Origin of the sequence: Sphaerisporangium sp. NBC_01403, from assembly GCF_045040145.1 — a bacterium.
GTDB classification, from domain to species: domain Bacteria; phylum Actinomycetota; class Actinomycetes; order Streptosporangiales; family Streptosporangiaceae; genus Sphaerisporangium; species Sphaerisporangium viridialbum.
The window spans coordinates 4335609-4352017 of sequence record NZ_CP109534.1 but is presented as its reverse complement, the minus strand read 5'-3'; the positions used below and the strand labels follow the sequence as shown (position 1 = coordinate 4352017).

The 16409-nt window shown below is 70.6% G+C and carries 16 protein-coding genes; 10 read left to right on the top strand and 6 right to left on the bottom strand.

Going from position 1 to position 16409, the window contains the following annotated elements; all coding sequences use genetic code 11:
- Positions 1 to 50: 50 nt before the first annotated feature.
- The 5 genes from OG589_RS19590 (at position 51) to OG589_RS19570 (ending at position 5687) form a co-directional block, all read left to right on the top strand.
- Positions 51 to 1076, top strand: coding sequence for an ABC transporter substrate-binding protein (locus OG589_RS19590; RefSeq protein ID WP_405151022.1), 1026 nt, complete (start codon positions 51 to 53; stop codon positions 1074 to 1076).
- 324 nt (positions 1077 to 1400) lie between these two features.
- Positions 1401 to 2276 (top strand): ABC transporter ATP-binding protein, encoded by an 876-nt coding sequence (locus OG589_RS19585; RefSeq protein WP_405151020.1) that lies wholly within the window; start codon positions 1401 to 1403, stop codon positions 2274 to 2276.
- A 13-nt stretch (positions 2277 to 2289) separates the two neighbouring features.
- A complete protein-coding gene (locus OG589_RS19580; protein WP_405151019.1) occupies positions 2290 to 3126 on the top strand; it encodes an ABC transporter permease in 837 nt (278 codons plus the stop codon).
- On the top strand, positions 3126 to 4325 hold the full coding sequence (locus OG589_RS19575; protein ID WP_405151017.1) for an alpha-hydroxy acid oxidase: 1200 nt from the start codon (positions 3126 to 3128) through the stop codon (positions 4323 to 4325). The genes OG589_RS19580 and OG589_RS19575 overlap by 1 nt, the downstream gene beginning before the upstream one ends.
- Before the next feature lie 186 nt (positions 4326 to 4511).
- Positions 4512 to 5687 (top strand): hypothetical protein, encoded by a 1176-nt coding sequence (locus OG589_RS19570; RefSeq protein ID WP_405151015.1) that lies wholly within the window; start codon positions 4512 to 4514, stop codon positions 5685 to 5687.
- A gap of 114 nt (positions 5688 to 5801) precedes the next feature.
- On the opposite strand, the gene OG589_RS19565 is transcribed toward OG589_RS19570, so the two are convergent.
- Genes OG589_RS19565 through OG589_RS19545 form a run of 5 tightly spaced genes read right to left on the bottom strand, consistent with a single transcriptional unit; the run spans position 5802 to position 10802 of the window.
- A complete protein-coding gene (locus OG589_RS19565) occupies positions 5802 to 7064 on the bottom strand; it encodes an ABC transporter substrate-binding protein (protein WP_405151013.1) in 1263 nt (420 codons plus the stop codon).
- Between the two features lies 1 nt (position 7065).
- Positions 7066 to 8295, bottom strand: coding sequence for a branched-chain amino acid ABC transporter permease (locus tag OG589_RS19560; RefSeq protein WP_405151011.1), 1230 nt, complete (start codon positions 8293 to 8295; stop codon positions 7066 to 7068).
- On the bottom strand, positions 8288 to 9178 hold the full coding sequence (locus OG589_RS19555) for a branched-chain amino acid ABC transporter permease (RefSeq protein WP_405151009.1): 891 nt from the start codon (positions 9176 to 9178) through the stop codon (positions 8288 to 8290). The genes OG589_RS19560 and OG589_RS19555 overlap by 8 nt, the downstream gene beginning before the upstream one ends.
- Positions 9175 to 9954, bottom strand: a complete 780-nt coding sequence (locus OG589_RS19550; protein ID WP_405152075.1) for an ABC transporter ATP-binding protein — start codon at positions 9952 to 9954, stop codon at positions 9175 to 9177. The genes OG589_RS19555 and OG589_RS19550 overlap by 4 nt, the downstream gene beginning before the upstream one ends.
- 23 nt (positions 9955 to 9977) lie before the next feature.
- A complete protein-coding gene (locus OG589_RS19545) occupies positions 9978 to 10802 on the bottom strand; it encodes an ABC transporter ATP-binding protein (RefSeq protein WP_405151007.1) in 825 nt (274 codons plus the stop codon).
- 184 nt (positions 10803 to 10986) lie between these two features.
- Here OG589_RS19545 and OG589_RS19540 point away from each other — a divergent pair, with 184 nt between their 5' ends.
- The 3 genes from OG589_RS19540 (at position 10987) to OG589_RS19530 (ending at position 13607) form a co-directional block, all read left to right on the top strand.
- Complete coding sequence (locus OG589_RS19540; RefSeq protein ID WP_405151005.1) at positions 10987 to 12279, top strand: PucR family transcriptional regulator; 1293 nt, start codon at positions 10987 to 10989, stop codon at positions 12277 to 12279.
- 105 nt (positions 12280 to 12384) lie between these two features.
- Positions 12385 to 13107: a phosphatase PAP2 family protein gene (locus OG589_RS19535; protein WP_405151003.1), complete on the top strand. Its 723-nt coding sequence runs from the start codon at positions 12385 to 12387 to the stop codon at positions 13105 to 13107.
- 53 nt (positions 13108 to 13160) lie between these two features.
- Positions 13161 to 13607, top strand: a complete 447-nt coding sequence (locus tag OG589_RS19530) for an SRPBCC family protein (protein WP_405151001.1) — start codon at positions 13161 to 13163, stop codon at positions 13605 to 13607.
- Here OG589_RS19530 and OG589_RS19525 read toward each other — a convergent pair.
- Complete coding sequence (locus OG589_RS19525; RefSeq protein WP_405150999.1) at positions 13604 to 13978, bottom strand: STAS domain-containing protein; 375 nt, start codon at positions 13976 to 13978, stop codon at positions 13604 to 13606. The genes OG589_RS19530 and OG589_RS19525 overlap by 4 nt on opposite strands.
- 201 nt (positions 13979 to 14179) lie before the next feature.
- Here OG589_RS19525 and OG589_RS19520 point away from each other — a divergent pair, with 201 nt between their 5' ends.
- Positions 14180 to 15178 (top strand): metallophosphoesterase family protein, encoded by a 999-nt coding sequence (locus OG589_RS19520; RefSeq protein WP_405150997.1) that lies wholly within the window; start codon positions 14180 to 14182, stop codon positions 15176 to 15178.
- Between the two features lie 37 nt (positions 15179 to 15215).
- Positions 15216 to 16217: a polyphosphate kinase 2 gene (gene ppk2, locus OG589_RS19515; RefSeq protein WP_405150995.1), complete on the top strand. Its 1002-nt coding sequence runs from the start codon at positions 15216 to 15218 to the stop codon at positions 16215 to 16217.
- Positions 16218 to 16409 lie beyond the last annotated feature (192 nt).

The window sequence follows — 16409 nt, the reverse complement described above, 5'->3', positions numbered from 1 at the left end:
ACGGTCGTCACATGGGGGTGTGACCAGTGGAGGTTCCAGTGCGTACAAGAATGCAATCCCGCTTCGCTCTCGCCTCGGTCGGCCTGCTCGCGGCCATCGGGCTCGTCGCCTGCGGCGGTGACAAGTCGGAAGCCCCGTCCGCGGGTGCGGACAAGACGGAGACCATTCGCGTGATGATGTATCCGGCCCAGTCCTACCGGCTGCCGGTGATGATCGCGGAACAGCAGGGGTTCTTCAAGGCCCGGGGAATCAAGCTCGAGATCACCGAGCAGCCTGCCAGCATGCAGGGCATGCAGGGGCTGGTGGCGACGAAGTCCGATATCGGGCAGGTGACCGTCGGCACGCTTGGTCAGGGCTGGCAGGCCGGTACCAAGGGCGCGTTCTTCTGCGGTGGCATCAACGTACTCCAGACCACGATGATGGCTCCGAAGGACAGCAAGCTCCCGTCGGCGGATGAAGGCGCCGGCTGGCAGGAGGTGCTGAAGGCCCTGGAGGGTAAGAAGATCGGCATCCAGACGCCGGTCGGGTCGGGTCTCCAGCTGATGTTCGCGGCCGCCCTGGCGGAGGCCGGGGTCAAGGACGTCACCTATGTGAACCTCGGTGGAGGCAGCAGCGCCGCCATCGCGGCGCTCGGCAACGGCAGCGTCGACGCGGCGCAGGTCAACCCCACCGGCACGCAGTTCATCATGAACGCGAAGTCGGGCAAGCCGCTGCTGTACATGTCGAAGGGCCCCAAGACCTACAAGGACTACTACGGCAGTGGCTGGGTGGCGCCCACGAAGTTCCTGGAGGAGCGGCCCGAGACGGCCAAAGCGTTCTGCGAGATCATGGGCGAAGCCGTGAAGTTCATCCAGGATCCGGCGAACCGGGAGATCAGCACGTCGGTACTGGCGAAGGACACCGGGGTCAGCCCGGAGGTCGCCGGGCTCGTCGTCGACCAGGTCTACAGCGACTACTCCACCGAGCTCGACAAGGACACGCTCACCGCGACGTTCGACGCGTACGTCTCCCTCGGCATCCTGAAGGCCGAGCCGAAGCCGTCCTGGGACTCCCTGGTGGTCATTCCCAAAGCCTGACCGGGACCGGCATCCGGCAGGCCGGGCCCAGGGCGGCCACCGCGTCGCCCCGGACCCGGACCGCACCACCACGAGCAAGGAAGTGGCCGGGATCCCCGTGGTCATCCGTACGGCGGCATGGTCCTGAACTGCGGCGTTGACCGTAGAATCCGGGATGATGCTTGCCATCTAGCGTTTAACGTGAGATTTTGTCACACGTGACCCCGGCCACTTCGAAGACCACTGAAGAGCAATTTGCGGTGTTTCCCCCATGTGCATCAGCCGACTCCGAAAGTTGAGAGGGACTTGGTGACGTTGGCAGCCAAGACTGAAGGGAGGCCGACCATGACGGTCGAACCCACCGTCGAATCCGGAGCATCCCCGCTGATCTCGTTCAAGGACGTGAATCAGGTGTTCCGGCTCCAGGGACAGCGGGCCGGGGACGGCGCCGCCTCCACGTCCAAGGAGGTCGTGGCCCTCAAAGGCGTCAACGTCGAGATCCAGGCCGGCCAGTTCGTCGCGCTCGTCGGTGCGAGCGGTTGCGGTAAGACGACGATCCTGAACATGCTCGCCGGCCTGGTCCACCCCACTCAGGGCGAGGTCAGGCTGGCCGGCAAGGCTCCCGAGCTGCCGAACCTCGACATCGGCTACATGTTCGCCCGGGACGCGCTGCTTCCGTGGCGCAGCGCCCGCAAGAACGTCGAGCTGCCGCTCGAGACCCGTGGCTGGACGCGCAAGGAGCGCCAGGAGCGGGCCCGCGAGATGCTCGACCTGGTCGGGCTCAAGGGCCGCGAGTCCCAGTACCGGCTGCAGCTGTCGCAGGGCATGCGTCAGCGGGTGGCGCTGGCGCGGACGCTGGCCGCCGACCCCTCGATCCTGCTCATGGACGAGCCGTTCGCCGCGCTGGACGCCCGCACCAAGCTCACCCTGCAGGCGGAGTTCCTGCGGATCTGGGAGCGGCGTCAGGGCGGCGACAGCCGCAAGACGGTCATCTTCGTCACCCATGACCTGCAGGAGGCCGTGCTGCTGGCCGACCGCGTGATCGTGATGTTGCCCAACCCGGGTCGCGTGGCCGAGGACCGGGTCATCGAGCTGCCGCGCCCGCGCGCCGAGCACCTGGGCGAGATCCAGTTCACCGACGAGTTCAAGCGCGTCACCCACGACCTGTTCGAGCTGCTCGAGGGCGCCATCGGCGACCGGGCACCCCGGGTCGCGAGCTGAGGGGTCGGAGACCATGACCATGACCACCGGCAGGCTCACTACGGCGTACGCGGACGTGGCGGAGAAGAAGACCGCCAAGCATCGCCGTCTGGTGCAGTCCAAGGCATTCATCTACACCGCCCGTGTGCTGCTCTGCGTCGGGTTCCTCACCCTGTGGGAGATCGCCTCCCGTAAGGGCTGGGTCGACGAGACGCTCTTCGGACGTCCCAGCGGTGTATGGACGGCGATGCTGGAGTACCTGCCGTCGGAGCGCAGCCTCGTCTCGCTGAAGGACACGGGCAGCGCGGTCGGGATCTCGTTCGTGGTCGGTTCGGTGTCCGGCACGATCGCCGGACTCGTGCTCGGGCTGAGCCCGACGCTGAACGCGATCATCGGCCCGTTCCTGGCCCCTATCAACAGTGTGCCGCGCATCGCGCTGGCGCCCCTGTTCATCACCTGGTTCGGGCTCACCATGACCGCCAAGGTGGTTCTGGCCGTGAGCATCGTCTTCTTCATCCTCGCCGAGAACGCCCGGTCGGCGGTGCGGTCCGTGGACGCTGATCTGATGACGATGGCGCGCGTGGTCGGGCTGAAGCGGTCCTCGCTGCTGCTGAAGGTGGTGCTGCCCTCTGCCGTGCCGACGATGTTCGCGGGACTCCGGCTGACATTCACCTATGCGCTGCTCGGCGTCGTGGCCTCGGAGATGGTCGCCGCCACGGGCGGCCTCGGCCAGGACATCGTCCTGTACTCGTCGTCGTACCAGATCAACACCGTCTTCGCGATCCTCGTGGAGCTGATGTTCATCGCCGTCCTCGTGAACTGGCTGTTCACCGCGACTGAGCGGCGTCTCCTCATCTGGCAGGTGTCCTGATGACGGGAGCGCTGATCAAGGGCTTTCGCCTACGGCCTACCGGCCGCACCGCACCACTGAGCGTCCAGGACTGGCGGGAGCGCGCACGCCGGCGTGTCCCTGACATGGTCTGGGCCTACATCGAGAACGGCTCGGACGACGAGCGGACCCTGCGGGACAACCTGGCGGCCTATCAGGACTGGTACCTCAACCAGCGGGTACTCACCCGGACGGCCAAGGTGGATCTCGGTGTGACCATCGCGGGCACCTCGCTCGAGATGCCGGTCATCCTCGCGCCCACCGGGTTGGCCGGTGCGGCGCACTGGCACGGTGACCTCGGCGCGGCACGAGCGGCGGAGAACAGCGGCACCCGGCTGGTGCTCAGCAGCGCGTCGACGTACTCCATCGAGGAGGTGGCGCGGGGGACGGCCGAGAACCACTGGTTCCAGCTGTACCCATGGCGTGACCGCGCCCTGATGGCGTCGTTGATGAGCCGTGCCAGTGACAACGGCTTCACCGCGCTGTTCGTCACCGTCGACGTGCCCGTGTACGGCAACCGGCTCCGTGAGCAGCGGACCGGGATGAGGGTCCCGCCGACCCTGACCCCCTCGCGAATGCTGAACGCCGCCACCCGACCACGCTGGTGCTACGGCTACCTGCGCCACCGGCGCACCACGCTGAAGAACCTGGTGCCGGTCGGCGGACACCTCGACGGCTTCGAGTCCCTCGAGGTCCAGTCGGAGAACCTCACCGCGGACATCGGCTGGGACGATCTGGAATGGATCCGTTCGCGCTGGACGGGGCCGGTCTACGTCAAAGGGGTAATGGATCCTGATGACGCCGAGCGGGTCGTGGATCTCGGCGCGGACGGTGTCGTCGTCTCCAACCACGGCGGCCGTCAGCTGAACGCCGTGCCGCCCACTCTCCGAGCGCTGCCGGCGATCGCCGAACGGATCGGTGACCGAGCTGAGGTGATCCTGGACGGTGGCATAAGGTCCGGATCGGATGTCATCGTGGCCCTTGCTCTGGGAGCGGATGCCTGTCTGATCGGTCGTCCGCTGGTCTACGGGCTCGCCGGCGGAGGCACACAGGGGGTCACCGACGTACTCGGCATCTTCAGGGAAGAGATGACCCGAAGCCTGACGATGATGGGGATAGCCGCCGTGGGTGGCCTGAATCGCACGAGCGTGACGCCTCGACGGTACACGCACGACATGTGAGCACCTGATTACGGTCTTGTCCGGGCATCGCCCGTCCCGGGCGTTGTGTCCCCGGGGCCGGGCCCCCGCAGGGCAAAGGTAAGCGCACCCCAGACGCGGGTTTGAGTGTTCCCTGACCGTCCCCCTCCTAGCGTGGCCGTAGCCGGTACGCGCCGGGGGGATGACAGAGGGGCAGGCCCTGAGCGGATGACAAGGACCACCCGGGGGGCCGTCGGGCTCCTCGCCGCAGGGGCCGTGCTGGCGCTGCTCGTGTCCGCCTGTTCCGGGGGCGTCGAGCCGAGGGACGCCGAGCTGCCGTCCATGCCGCCGGAGGGCCCGGCCGTCGCCGCGCCGGTGCCGCAGGCCGGCGCCAAGAAGGCCGAGGTCGCGGACGTCTACGCCAACAACCGGCCCGGCATGCTCAGCCCCGTCGTCGCGGGGTTCCCCTCGCTGGTCTACGTGCCCAACAGCGAGAGCGGCACGGTCAGCGTGATCGACCCCAAGACCTACCAGGTCATCCGGCACTTCAGGGTCGGCAGCCGCCCGCAGCACGTCGTGCCCTCGTGGGATCTGAAGACGCTGTGGGTCAACAACAACGACGGCAACACGCTCACGCCGATCGACCCCGCGACCGGGAAGCCGGGCAAGGCCATCCAGGTCGAGGACCCCTACAACCTGTACTTCACCCCGGACGGCACCACCGCGCTGGTCATGGCGGAACGGCTGAACAGGCTCGACTTCAGGGACCCCAAGACCTTCAAGCTGCGCGAGTCGATGGACATGCCCTGCCGCGGCATCAACCACGCGGACTTCACCGTCGACGGCTCGACCTTCCTGGCCAGCTGCGAGTTCTCCGGCCACCTGGTGGCCGTGGACCTGGCCCGGCGCAAGGTCAGCGAGGTCGTCAACCTGCCGGCGCATCACAGCATGCCCCAGGACGTGAAGCTCTCTCCGGACGGCACGACGTTCTACGTCGCCGACATGGCCAAGGGCGGCGTCTGGCTGGTCGACGCCGAGCGCTTCAAGGTGCGGCGCTTCGTGCGGACCGGCGCCGGCGCCCACGGGCTGTACGTCAGCCGGGACTCCAAGAACCTCTACGTCTCGAACCGCGGCGCGGGGTCGGTGTCGGTGGTGTCGTTCGCCGAGCACAGGCCGATCGCCACGTGGCACATCCCCGGGGGCGGCTCCCCCGACATGGGCGGCGTCTCGGCCGACGGCCGCCGCCTGTGGCTCGCCGGACGCTACAACAGCGTCGTGTACGTGTTCGACACCCACGACGGGCACCTCGTGCGGAAGATCCCGGTGGACGCGGGGCCGCACGGCCTGGCCGTCTACCCGCAGCCCGGACTTCACTCCCTCGGCCACACCGGTGTGTTCCGGTGAGCCGGCCACGCGCGACCCGGGCGAAGGCGGCGCGGCGCTCCCGGTGAGACCGGGGGAGCCGCCGCCCGCCCGGGGGAGCCCATTCCCGGGCGGGCCGTTCCAGGCGGCGGCGGGTCAGCCGACCGGCACCTGGTAGTCCTTGGCCAGGCCGGAGACGGAGGCCTCCTTGAGGATCACCGCGCCGCCCACCGCCGACCTGTCCGGCTTGACCACGTACGAGGCGCGCGAGGCCGGCTGGTCGACGTGCGAGAAGTCCATCGGCGTCCCGAAGCCCCCCTCCCAGGACGGCTGGGAACGGTGCGCCCTGACGATGCCCTCCCGGCTGAGGTCCTTGGCCTCGCAGGCCTTCTTCAGCGCGTCCCCGACGATCACCGCCGCCGAGTACCCGGCGCCGACGCCGCTGTCGACCGGCTGGCCCGCGTACTTGGCCTGGTAGTCGGCGACCAGCTTCTGGATGGCGGGCAGCGGCGCGCTCATCGGGGCGCCGGCGGTCATGATGAAGTAGTTCTTCAGCAGCGCCGGGGCGGCGGGCGTCCCGAGCAACTGGGGGCTGTAGGCCGAGTTGCTGGCGACGAACGGGATGTCCATTCCCCTCGCCGCCGCCACGCCGACCAGGGACGCCGCCTGCCTGGGGCCGACCGACACGAGGACCGCCTTGACGCCCGCGTCCTTGAACGCCGACACCTGGGCGCTCATGTCCTGGTCGGTGGCCTTGATCTTCTGCTCGACGACCGTGAGACCGAGCTTGCCCGCCGCGTACTTCGACCCGTTGAGCGCGCTCTCGCCGTAGTCGCCCTCGAAGTACAGGTGACCGATCTTGTCGCCCGCCTTGATGCCCTTCTCCCCGGCGAGGAACTCCACCCCGTTGATCATGTCGAGGTCGTACGTGGTGCCGGTGACCTGGATCGCCTGGCCGCCGAGCAGGCTCGTGGCCCACGCCATGGGGATCGTCAGCAGCTTGTCGGCCTCGATGCGCTGCTTGAGCGCCGTGACCATCGGCGAGCCGATGAACTGGGTGATCGCCGCCGACTTCGGCGCCACCTCGGTGTAGGCGGCCACGGCCTTCTGGGCGTCGTAGCCATGGTCGCGCACGATGCCCGCGATCTTGCGCCCGCAGACCCCGCCGCCCGCGTTGACCTGCTCGAAGTAGAGCTGCTGCGCCTGGGTGATGCTCTTGCCGAGCGACGCGTAGGGTCCGGTCAGGTCGGTGAGCAGGCCGACCGAGATGGTGTCCGCGGTCACGCCGGGGCCGGTCCTCACCCCGTCGCCCCCGGTGGCGGGCTCGCCGCCCGTGGCCTTGCCGCTCGCGCAGGCGCTGACCGCCAGCGCGAGCGCCGCCATCGTGGCGGCTCCGGTACGGATGCCGAACTTGCCCATGTCAGCTCCTGGTGTCGGGAGAGGGGGACGGAGATGGTGAGGAAGAGAGCCGGATCTCCCGGGCGCGGTCGAGGGACGTCCGGCCGGCGACGGCCGCGCGCAGCCTGCCGAGGAGCCCCGCCAGGCCGCCGGGCAGGAACAGCACCACCGTGACCACGGCCGCGCCGTACAGGATGCGGGCCGCCTCGGCGGGGGACACCCCGCCGGAGCCTGGCTCGGCGATGAGCGGCAGCGCGTCGCTGTAGCGGGTGAGGAGCTGGGGCAGCACCGAGACGAAGACCGCCCCGGCGACCGCGCCACCGACCGACCCCAGCCCGCCGATGACGATCATGGCGAGGTAGTCCAGCGACAGCAGCATGCCGAAGTGGTCCGGCACGGTCCGCTGGAAGACCAGGGCGAGCATCACCCCGGCGAGCCCCCCGTACATCGAGGACAGGACGAAGACCCCGGCCCGGTAGCGGGCCACGGGGACGCCCATGACGCCCGCGGCGATCTCGTGGTCGCGGATGGTGTTCATGGCCCGCCCCGGACGGCCGCGCAGCACCCCGCGCGCGAACGCGGCGGCTCCGAGCACCGCGAGCAGCCCGAGGAACCACAGCCGCTCCAGCGCGCCGAACGGCACGTCGAAGACGACCAGCGTGGGGGAGTCGGCGAAGGCGAGCCCGAACAGCTCCAGCGGCGGTACGGCCCGGCCGTTGTAGCCGCCCGTGATGGGCTCGGCGTTGAAGAGCAGGTGCTGCCCGAGGAAGATCAGCGCGAGGGTGGCGATGCCGAGGTAGGCACCCTTGAGGCGGCCCGCGATGGGGCTGAACAGGCCGCCCGCGAGGCCCGCGGCCAGCACGGCCAGCACCGCCGCGAGCGGGGTCGGCAGGCCGAGACCTCCGAGCGCGTGCCGGGCGCCCTGCTCGGGCTCCGCGGCGAAGTACACGTAGGCGTAGGCGCCGACCGCGAGGAAGAACGCGTGGCCCATGGACAGCTGCCCGGTGGAGCCGGTGAGCAGGTTGATCCCGATGGCGCCGACGGCCGCCGACATCGCGAACAGCCCGGTCTGCAGCCAGAACCCGTCCAGGTAGAAGGGTATGGCCGTCGCGACGGCCGCCGCCGCCACCCAGGCCACGAGCCTGGCGAGCCCGGGCCGCACGGCGGACGTCGCGCCCGGCCCTCGGGCGGGCGTCTCCCTGGGGCCGGTCACGGGCGGTGGTCCTCCCGGGGTGTCGCGGGGGTCAGACACGGGCGGTCTCCCTCGTTCCGAACAGGCCCGCCGGGCGCAGGAGCAGGATGACGACCATGACCAGGAACGGCGCGACGTCCCCGATGCCGCGCCCGAGGAAGGCCAGCTGGTTCTGGTAGCCGGTCATGAGCGCCTCGGTGACCCCGACGACCAGCCCTCCGACCAGGGCTCCGGTCGTGGAGTCGAGCCCGCCGAGTATCGCCGCCGGGAAGGCCTTGATCGCCGCGAACGAGGTGCCTCGGTCCAGGCCCGGCGTCGGGAACACGCACAGGAACACCGCGGCGACCGCCGCCAGCGCCCCCGCCACCGCCCACGCGCTCAGCGAGACGCGCCCGAGCCGGATGCCCATCAGCGAGGCCGTCTCGGCGTCCTCGGCGGTGGCCCGCATCGCGATGCCCCAGCCGGTGTACTTGAACGCCAGCAGGAACAGCGTGATCAGCGCCGCGGCCGTGACCAGCGCCACGACGCGCGTCTCGGCGACCGTCACCGGCCCGAGGTGGACCACCGAGTCGCCCCAGGGGTCGCCGAGCGCGAGGATCTCGGTGCCGATCTGCCGGGTCAGCTCGGTGGTGAGCACGATGTCGACGCCGATGGTGACGATCGCCAGCACGCCGTGCGAGGCCACGTCGGCCCGCCGGATGACGAGGAACTCGACCAGCGCCCCGATGACCGCGGCCGAGGCGACGCCGATCAGCAGCGCGGCCCAGAACCCGGTCACCGGCTGCAGCCTGGCGACGAGGTACCCCCCGGCCAGCAGCAGCGACGCGTGGGCGAAGTTGACCACCTCGGTGGCCTTGAAGATGACGACGAAGCCGAGGGCGATCAGCGCGTAGACGGCCCCGATGGAGATCCCGTTGACGAGCAGCTCCAGGAACGTGATCACATGTCCTCCCGCTCGGAGCCCGTGCCGAGGTAGGCGTGGATGACCTGGGGATCGTCCTGCACCTCTTCTGGGGTGCCGTCGGCGATGCGGCGCCCGAAGTCCAGGACGGTCACCCGGTCGGCGAGGCGCATCACCATGCCCATGTCGTGCTCGACGAGCAGCACCGAGATGCCGAGGCTCTCCCTGACCGCGACGATCAGCTCGGCCATGTCCAGCCGCTCGCCGCCGTTCATCCCGGCCACGGGCTCGTCGAGCAGCAGCAGCCTCGGCTCCATGCACAGGGCCCGGGCCAGCTCCACCCGCTTCTGCACGCCGTACGGCAGCAGTCCCACGGGCGTGCCGAGGCGGTCGCCGAGCCCCACGAAGGCGGCGATCTCACCCGCGCGGTCCCGGTGCCGCGCCCACTCGCGGCGGGCGCGCGGCAGGCGCAGGCCGGAGGAGACGAATCCGGCCCTGGTCAGCCGGTGACGTCCGAGCATGAGGTTGTCGAGCACCGGCAGGTGGCGGGAGAGCGCGATGTTCTGGAAGGTCCGGGCGACCCCCAGGGCGGCGACCCGGTGGGGCGGCAGCGCCGTCAGCTCGGCGTCGCCGAACCGGACGCTGCCGGAGGTCGCCCGGTACACCCCGGACAGCACGTTGAAGAAGGTCGACTTGCCGGCGCCGTTCGGCCCGATGACCGCGTGCACGGTGCCCGGCGCCACGGTGAAGCTCACGCCGTCCAGGGCCGTCAGCCCGGCGAAGCGCACGGTCACGTCCCTGACCTCAAGTGACGGCATACCGTCCGGTTGGTATGACAGGGTCACGAGGACCACCTCGTGAGCGTCCTGCGCCCTCGCGCGGTCGCTTCGGCCGGGACCTCGCCCGGCGGGCCCGCGACGCCGAGGTACCGGCGCCTCACCTCGTCCCCGGCCGCCAGCTCGGCGGTCGGGCCGTCGAGCACCACCTCGCCGACCGCGAGGACGTAGGCGTGCGAGGCCAGCGACAGGGCCAGCGCGACGTTCTGCTCGATGAGCAGCACCGAGGTGCCACGGGCGTTGATCTCCTTCACGGTCTCGGCGATGCGGGCCGCGACCAGCGGGGCCAGGCCCAGGGTGGGCTCGTCCAGGAGCAGCAGGGCGGGGCGGGCCATCAGGGCCCTGCCGATCGCCAGCATCTGCTGCTCGCCCCCGGAGAGCAGCCCGGCCCGCTGGCGGGCGCGCTCGGCCAGCACGGGGAACAGGCCGAGGACCTCCTCCCGCGTCCGCGCGGCGGCCTTCCCGCCGCGGGCGCCGAGCGCGCCGGCGCGGAGGTTCTCCTCGACGGTCATCCGCGCGAACACGCGCCGCCCCTCGGGAACCTGCGTCACGCCCCGGGCGACGACGGCCGGCGCGGGCACCCCGGACAGCCGCGCGCCCGCCCAGGTGATCGTCCCGCCGCCGACGGCTCCCCGGTGGAACCGCAGCGTGCCCGAGATCGCCCGGAGCAGGGTGGTCTTCCCCGCGCCGTTGGCGCCGAGGACGGCCACGATCGATCCGGAAGGCACCCGGAGTGACACCCCGCGAAGCGCGCGCACCGGGCCGTAGTTCACCACCAGTTCGCTGACCGCCAGCCCTGCGTCACCGGGCGGGGGCGCCGTGGCCTCCATGTGCTCCTCCTGACAGTCGGTCAGGCACACGAAACGCCGTACGCGCATCGTCGTCCAGATCCGGCGGTGAAGTCGGGACCGGTGCCCACCTCCGCGGGAAGGCCGTTGTGCGCCCGCACAACGGCACGTCACGAAACGAAACCGAACCTTGTTCCGTATGGGAGCGGATGGCAGGCTCTGAAGGATGGCCGCCAAGCGAAGCGAGCACGTCGACGAGAAGGTCCGGGACGTGCTGCGCATCGCCGCCGCGCGGCTGCTCGAACGCCTGCCGGAGCTGACCGGCGAGCTGGTGACCCGGGTGCGCGAGGGCGACGAGGCGTACCGCAGGCTGGTCTCCCTCGAAGAGCACTGGCGGAGCACGGAGGAGGGCCTGAGGATCGGCATCGAGGCGATCCTGCAGAGGCCGGAGGAGCGCCGTGACCTCGAGTTCGCCAGGCGGATGGCGGGGCGCCGCGCGGACCAGGGCCTGCCCATGGACTCGCTGATGCGCATGTACCGGCTGGCCGCGCAGGTGACCTGGGCAGGGTTCGTCGAGCTGATCGAGCGCGAGCGTCCCGAGCTGCTCGGCGCCCTGGTGCGTACGGCGACGCACGTCTGGCACGCGATCGACAGGCAGGCCCTCATGGCGGCCGACACCTACAGGCGGCGCGAGAAGGAACTGCTCGGGCGCAGCAACGAGCGGGTGAACGCGCTGCTCGACGACCTGCTGGAAGGCACGGGCGACGCGGCCGTGGCGCGATCCGCCGCCGCGGCGCTTGACCTGCCGGAGCGCGGACGTTATGCGGTGGTCACAATCAGGCTCCCGCCGCGCCAAGATCACTACGGCCACCGCGCCGGCCAGGCCTGCCAGGCCCCCGCCCCCGCCAGACCCGGCCATGCGCTCAACGGGCCCGGCGGGCCCGGGCCCGGCGTGGACGCCCATCCCGCGGCGCTCGGCGCGATGCGGCTGCTGTGGCGCATGCGCACCCAGTACGAGGTGGCCGTCGTCGCCCTCGGGGACGGCACGCTGGAGGAGCTGGCCGAGGGGATGACCCCGGTCGTGTACGGCCCTGCGGGCGTCAGCCCGGTCGTCGGGGGACTGGACGAGCTGGCCACCGCCCGCAGGCTCGCCGAGATCGCCATGCGCACGTGCTCGGGGTGCGGTCCGGAGATCGCCCGGCTCGACCGCCGGCTGCCGGCCGCCCTGGTGGTCTGCGAGCCCGAGCTGTCCGGCCGCCTGACCACCGAGGTCCTCGGGACGCTGCTCGCCCTCGACCCGGCCGATCGGGACGTGCTGCTGGCCACCCTCTCGGCGTGGCTGCGATGCGAGGGTTCGGCCGCGCGCGCCGCCGGGCAGCTTTACTGCCACCGCAACACGGTCTTCAACCGCATCCGGCGCGTCGAGCAGCTCACCGGGCGCTCCGTGTCCCGGCCCCGCGACATCGTCGAGCTGGCCCTCGCGCTCGAGGCCGTACGCCTGCTCACCACGGCACAGTGACCGACGCCGGAAGGTAAGCGCCGGGCTGACCTCGCGCTAAGCGTCCCCTGACCGGGCCGCCTCTACCGTGGTAGGAGCCGGCCCGCCCCATCCCAAGGTGTTCCGGTGAGAATCCACGGAAACCAGATCGGAACCTCGCCCGTGATCAGAAGAACCCTCGACGCGCTCGGCCTTCCCATCCTGCTCTTCCTGCTCGCGGGCGCCCTCGGCCTCGCCGCCAGGACAGGTGGCTGGACGAGCGCCGACCTCCGCCTGGACGAAGCGGTGCGGGGCGCGCGCACGGGCTGGCTCACGGCGGTCGCGCAGGTGCTGAACGTCGGCTTCGGGCCGCCCGCGGGGCTGGCGATCGTCGCGCTGCTCGCGGCCGGGCTCCTGCTGGCCGGGCGCACGCGCGCGGCGACGGTCACGACCCTGCTGATCGCCGTGGGCTGGACGGTCAGCTCGGTGTACAAGGTGCTCATCGCCCGTCCGAGGCCCCCGGCCGCGTACCAGCTCATCCCCGAACCCGGCCACGACAGCTTCCCCAGCGGCCACGTGGCGCTGACCATGTCGGTCGCGGTCGCCGTGGCCTTCCTCGCCTACGGCACCCGCTACTTCCGCCCGGCCGTCGTCGTGGGCGTCCTCGTCGTCGCCGCGCAGGCGCTGGCGCGCATGTACCTTGGGGTCCACTATCCCTCCGACGTGGTCGGCTCGATCCTCGCGAGCACGGCGGGGACGGGGGCGGTCCTGCGGCTCAGCGGCTTCTCGCCGGGGCGGCGTGAACCCCTCGGCGGCGTGGCCCGTGAAAAGGTGCGGAACACCCGGGCCGGCGTGTGGAATGGGACATAGGTTCGTTTGAGAAGGCACCACGCCTGGACCCGATCGAGGTGAGAGGAGTCCGCATGGACGAGGTGTGCCTGAAGATCGACGCACCCCCCAGAAAGGTATGGGACCTGGTCACCGACGTCACCCGCTACGGCGAGTGGAGCCCTGAGAGCGCAGGTGGGCACTGGCTCGCGGGCGTGGGCGGGCGGCTGGGCGCCTCCTTCCGCGGGCGCAACCGCCGCGGCCCGTTCCGCTGGGCAACGACGTGCACGGTGGTCGAGTGGGAGCGGCCCCGCCGGTTCACCTTCGAGGTGGAGCTGTCGCGGATGCGCTGGGGCTACCGCCTGACCCCCGACGGCGAGGGCACGCTTCTCTGCGAGTGGCGCGAGCACATCGGCTCACCGGTCGCGCCGGTGCGCGCGCTGCTCGCCCTCGGCTTCCTCGGCAGAGACCGCGAGGCCCTCATGGTGGAGGGGATGCGCACCACCCTGCGGAGGATCAAGGCGGTCGCCGAGAGGCCCTAGCGGTCCGCGCCCGGGTCGTCCATCCGGGCCACGGCGGCCAGCGACGCGGCCACGTCCGCGTCGATGGTGAAGGCCGCGTCCAGGTGGGTGAGCGTGAACAGGCGCCGCAGGAAGCCGTTCACCCCGGCGAGCCGCACCCACCCGCCGGCCCGCTCCGCCCGGCGGTGGACGTCCAGCAGGGTCCAGAGGCCGCCGGAGTCGCAGAACCCGAGCTCGGTGACGTCCACGATGATCCGGTGGCGCCCCTCGGCGAGGAGCCCGCCCAGCTGTTCCCTGGCGGTCGAGCCCGTGGTCGCGTCCAGGTCGCCGATGATCCCCACCAGCGTGCAATCAGGGTCACGATGACTGCTGATCGCCAGTTTCAGACCCATCCGGCCGCTCCCTCTGCCGAGCGTCGAAGACGGAGGCGTCAACTCGCGTGATCATTGCGGTCCAATGCTCGCACCGCGCCATCAGGCTAGGGCTATTTTCGCTTGCTATGTACTTCGATCGAGACCTCCCGCCGCCACTACTTCGTTGACGCGGGTCCGAAACGGCCCGCCGGGTCCGCGGGGGGCAGCAGGATGGGCACCATGCGACGTCGTTCCCGCAGCGGGCTGTCCAGCGTTCTCGCCGCCGTGGCCGCTTGTGCCCTGACCGCCGCGTGCGGCGGCACGGCGGCCGACGGCCCGTCCCAGGGCCCCTCCGACGGCCCGTCCTCTGGCGCGTCCGGCCGGGTGACGGCTAACGGGACGCCGCCGGGGCGGGCCACTTCCGAGCCGGCCCCGCGCGGGGCGGCCGATCCGGTGGTCGTCGCGGCAGGGGACATCTCGGCCCGCTGCAAGACGGACGGGTGCGGGGCGCGGGCCACGTCCGACCTGGTGCTCCGCCTTCACCCGACGGCCGTCCTGGCGCTCGGCGACCTGCAGTACCCTGCGGGGGCGCTCTCGGACTTCCGCTCCTACTACGACGCCACGTGGGGCCGGTTCAAGGACAGGACCAAGCCCGCGCCGGGCAACCACGAGTACATCACCCCGGGCGCAGAGGGGTACTTCCGTTACTTCGGCGCCGCAGCCCGGCCCGAGGGGAAGAGCTACTACAGCTTCGACCTCGGCGAGTGGCACCTCGTCTCGCTCGACTCCATGGCCGGCCACGGACCCGGCTCCGCGCAGGTCGCCTGGCTGACGGCCGACCTCGCGGCGAACCGCCGGCCGTGCGTGCTGGCCTTCTGGCACCACCCGAGATTCTCCTCCGGCAAGGCCCACGGGGGCGACCCGAGCGTGGCCCCGTTCTGGAAGGCCCTGTACAAGGCCAGGGCGGACGTCGTGCTCGCCGGGCACGAGCACAACTACGAGCGGTTCGCGCCGCTGAGGCCGGACGGCGAGCCCGCCGGGGACGGCATCCGGGCCTTCGTGGTCGGCAGCGGCGGGGCGAGCCACTACGCCTTCGGCCCGCCCGTCCCGGGGAGCGCGTTCCGCGACAACACCGACTTCGGCGTGCTGCGGCTGGTGCTCCACCGAGGCGGCTACGACTGGCGGTTCGTCGACACCAAGGGGGAGGCGCTCGACTCCGGCACCGCCCGGTGTCACTGAGCAGCTGACCGGCACATTTGTATGAAAAAATGGCGATATGGAGCCCTCGGAAGTTCTCTATCCTCAGGCCGCCGAATCGAGCGAACTGCTCGACCGCACCCCCGGACTCTGGGTCGATTCCAGTGACGACGACGACCCGGTCCTGCTGTACGCCGACGGGCGCGTGGTCGACACCTGGCGAGAGCACTACCCCTACAGCGAACGGATGTCACGCTCCGAGTACGAGCAGACCAAGCGGCTGCTCCAGATCGAGCTGCTCAAGCTGCAGTACTGGATCAAGGACACCGGGGGGCGCCTGGTGATCCTTTTCGAGGGCCGCGACGCCGCGGGCAAGGGCGGTACGATCAAGCGCTTCATGGAGCATCTCAACCCCCGTGGCGCGACCGTGGTCGCCCTGGAGAAGCCCAGCGAGCGCGAGCGCACCCAGTGGTACTTCCAGCGGTACGTCGCGTACCTTCCCGCCGCCGGGGAGATCGCCCTGTTCGACCGGTCCTGGTACAACCGCGCCGGGGTCGAGTGGGTCATGGGGTTCTGCACGCCGGAGGAGTACCAGGAGTTCATGATCCAGGCGCCGCTCTTCGAGAGGATGCTGGTGCGCGACGGCATCCATCTGATCAAGCTGTGGTTCTCGGTGTCCCACCGCGAGCAGCGCACCCGGTTCATCATCCGCCAGGTCGACCCGGTGCGTCAGTGGAAGCTGTCGCCGATGGACCTCGCCTCCTTGGACAAGTGGAACGAATACACCAGGGCGAAGGAGGACATGTTCCTCAACACCGACACCGAGGACGCCCCCTGGACCGTCATCAAGAGCAACGACAAGAAGCGCGGACGCATCGAGGCCATGCGCCACGTGCTCAGCCAGTTCGAGTACACCAACAAGGACCACGGCGTCGTGGGCTCCCCGGATCCGCAGATCGTGCGGTCGGCCGCGGACATCGTGGACGAGGACCACACGGCCCCGCCGTCGGACTCCGCCGCGTCCGGCGACGGCCGCCCGGACCGGGCCGGAGCCGGGGAGCCCTCCACGCAGGCCATATAGACCCACCCGGTAGGGACCAAGTTCCTACCTTTTGGCGACATCTCTAAAGATGACCCCGGCGTCCTTAACAGGGTGCGAGCAGATCACCAACCGGGGGGTCGCATGACTTCATCAGGGTACGGCAGGGCGGATTCGGACAGTGATCGCGTTCTGCACCTCGCCGGTGATCCCGACGCGGTGGCACGGGCCAGG